The organism is Emticicia sp. (genome assembly GCF_049241225.1).
Lineage (GTDB): Bacteria > Bacteroidota > Bacteroidia > Cytophagales > Spirosomataceae > Emticicia.
In genome coordinates this window covers 1-2,879 of sequence record NZ_JBMLRC010000367.1, presented here as the reverse complement: position 1 = coordinate 2,879, position 2,879 = coordinate 1, and the positions used below count along the sequence as shown (strand labels likewise).

3 protein-coding genes and 1 pseudogene are annotated in these 2,879 nt (G+C 39.5%); all 4 read right to left on the bottom strand.

Annotation, left to right across the window (positions count from 1 at the left end):
* Window positions 1-414: pseudogene (locus ACOVO2_RS19375) on the bottom strand (hypothetical protein); the annotation flags it as partial.
* Between the two features lie 82 nt (window positions 415-496).
* Window positions 497-1,186: a SprT-like domain-containing protein gene (locus ACOVO2_RS19370; RefSeq protein WP_421771558.1), complete on the bottom strand. Its 690-nt coding sequence runs from the start codon at window positions 1,184-1,186 to the stop codon at window positions 497-499.
* A gap of 84 nt (window positions 1,187-1,270) precedes the next feature.
* Complete coding sequence (gene ruvX, locus ACOVO2_RS19365) at window positions 1,271-1,678, bottom strand: Holliday junction resolvase RuvX (RefSeq protein WP_064197679.1); 408 nt, start codon at window positions 1,676-1,678, stop codon at window positions 1,271-1,273.
* 93 nt (window positions 1,679-1,771) lie between these two features.
* Window positions 1,772-2,587, bottom strand: a complete 816-nt coding sequence (gene mazG, locus ACOVO2_RS19360) for a nucleoside triphosphate pyrophosphohydrolase (protein WP_421771564.1) — start codon at window positions 2,585-2,587, stop codon at window positions 1,772-1,774.
* Window positions 2,588-2,879: the final 292 nt, after the last annotated feature.

The following is a 2,879-nucleotide window of genomic DNA, read 5'->3' as shown; positions in this document are numbered from 1 at the left end:
AACAAAAGTGGTATCTGAATACGGATTGTTTTGGTGAGTAAATCGTTGATTATTAACATTATAAAGTGTTCTGTGGGGGCTTTCTGCATAAAAGAGTATATAATCAGAGATATCGAATTTTCCATCATTTTCGCCAACGACTTCAATGTGATTTTCGGTTAAATCTCTTGTCCGAGGAGCGTTATTGGCTTGTGGTAAAACTCCGCCACCATTTCCAAAAATTCTGATGTTTTGAGGATTTAGCTTAGTAATATCAATGCCCGCATCTTTCAGAAATGTAGCATCAATTTTATGCACACCTGTGCGAGTTGTGGCAATTTTATACCATTCGCCAGTGGCCAGAACAGATGATTGGGCGTAAGAAAATACGGAAAAGAGTAGCGAGTAGACGATGCTCAAAAATATCATGCTCATTTTTCCCGCCCCTCGACTTCGCTCGGGGAACGGAAAAAATGGCTGTATTTTTATATTTTTTAATATTTTGTTCATTGAAAACTCACAGCGGATTGACAAGTGCCGATGCCAAAATTGTATATCGACGTTTCGATTGTTTCTCTAAACACAACACCCTTGTTCTTCGTTTTTCGATTTTCTGAAAAACTGTTCCACGAAACTCAAACCATTGATTATCAGTTAAATCTGCCAAAGAAATACCCACTTGTTCGCCAGAATCAAAACTCCTTAGAGCTTCGGCCAGTGGTGCATAGCTCACCGAAGAAGCCGCTGGATTTTGCATATAGGCACTCAACGGCAAAAGTAGATTTTTGGGTAAATGCTCTTCGCTAAGCAAAGGCTGCATTAAATCTTGAAAACTCTTTTTCCATTCTTTTCCGTGGGGTTCTATTCGTTTTCGGCCTTTATTGAGCCAAGCTCGCTGGTGAGCAATTTCGTGAATGTATGTTACCAAAAAAGCATACTGATTTAGGTCGTGATTGATTGTGATTTTGTGCTGACCATCACGAAAAATATAATTTCCGAAACAACTGCTTCGGGTGCGTGAAATCTTAAACGAAAAGGGTTGTTCTTTCCACAAATCAAAGCAATACATAACCGTGGTTGCAGGAAGATGTTTGAGTAAAATTTCTCCCATCTTCTTGGCAGTAATTGCATCAGGCTTGTTTATTGTGGGCAAAGTCGGATTTTTATCCACAACTTTATTCACTTTTTTAAATAATTGTTGAAACATGTTTTGATAGTCCACGGTCAATAGTCGATGGTCCATAGTTAAGACAAGGGTTTAGCCACACAGGTGGCCTTGTCAAATCTTTAGTCAATTCCCCATAAAACTCTGCAAAATAATCACCGCACTGATTTTGTCGATATTTCCCTTTATTTGTCGGTCTTTTTTCTTCATTCCGCCCGCAATCATGGTTTGCATCGCCATCTTTGAAGTAAAACGTTCATCGTGCAGATGTATGGGTGTTTCGGGGAAAATATTTTTTAATTCTATCACAAATCGTTCTACGTAGGCCGTTCCGTCGGTGGCTGTGCCATCCAAATTTTTAGGCATTCCGACCACAAAAGCCTCAACTACTTCGGTTTGGGTGTATTTCTTTAAATATTCCAACAATTTATCGGTCGGAACGGTTTCGAGTGCCGAAGCGATTATTTTTGATGGGTCAGTTACGGCCAAACCTGTTCGTTTAGCACCGTAGTCAATAGCAAGTATTCTGGGCATAAAATTTCATAAATGTAAGTGTGTTGTCTGTGAGGACACAGACAACGGCAGGTTAAAATATCTGTTGACTGCTAATTGAGAACCGTTGACTAACTACAACTTCTTCGCTTCTTCCCAAAAAATATCCATTTCGGCAAGGGTCATATCTTTCAGATTTTTGTTGGCTTCTTTGGCTTTTTCTTCCAAATACTGAAAACGCTTGATAAACTTCTTATTAGTACGTTCGAGAGCAGTTTCGGGGTTAATGTCTATGAAACGAGCGTAATTGACTAACGAGAAAAGCAAATCACCAAATTCGCCTTCAGCTTTTTCTTTATCAATGGCTTGGTCGGTTTCAACATCAAACATTTCCTTAAACTCGCCCATTTCCTCCTCTACTTTTGCCCAAACTTGGCTTTTTTCTTCCCAGTCGAAACCTACGCCACGAGCTTTTTCTTGAATTCGCATTGATTTTACCAAAGCTGGTAAGGAACCTGGCACGCCACTCAAAACCGATTTATTTCCTTCTTTTAGCTTCAATTGTTCCCAATTTCGCTTTACATCATCTTCGTTCTCTACTTTCACATCGCCGTAGATATGCGGATGTCGAGAAACCAATTTATCGCAAATTCCATGAAGCACGTCGGCCACATCAAAATCGCCAGTTTCGGAAGCAATTTTTGAGTAAAACACCAAATGCAGCATTATATCGCCCAATTCTTTCTTGATTTCGGGTAAGTCTTTCTCCAAAATGGCATCCGAAAGTTCGTAAGTTTCTTCAATCGTTAAATGGCGAAGCGTGTCCATTGTTTGCTTTTTATCCCACGGACATTGCTCACGGAGTTCGTCCATGATTGTCAGAAGTCTATCAAATGCCATTAGTTTCTCCATTCGTTGCGGAGGAAATATAGGGGGAAGTTTGTTGCTCATGTTTGAATGAGTGAATGTTTGAATGAGTGAATGATAGAATGCGTTCATGCTATCATTTTACAAAGTTCGTCAATAAAAAAGAAAAAGCCACCTGTTTTCGCAGATGGCAACTATATTTTTGTAGTCAATGGTCAATAGTCCATAAGTCCACAGTATTTGCTGTTTAAATTAATGCAATCATTTCAACTTTTCCATTTAATGGCACAACCAACGGCTTTTGTGCTTGTCGTTACCACAGGTTTTCCTACTAAAAGGTTATTCACGGCATCTTCAACGTAGCGTTTTGTTACAC

What these genes read in the sequence shown, in the direction of transcription:
- ACOVO2_RS19370 (WP_421771558.1), bottom strand. Translation starts at nt 1,186, where the DNA reads ATGTTTCAACAATTATTTAAAAAAGTGAATAAAGTTGTGGATAAAAAT.
- ruvX (WP_064197679.1), bottom strand. Translation starts at nt 1,678, where the DNA reads ATGCCCAGAATACTTGCTATTGACTACGGTGCTAAACGAACAGGTTTG.
- mazG (WP_421771564.1), bottom strand. Translation starts at nt 2,587, where the DNA reads ATGAGCAACAAACTTCCCCCTATATTTCCTCCGCAACGAATGGAGAAA.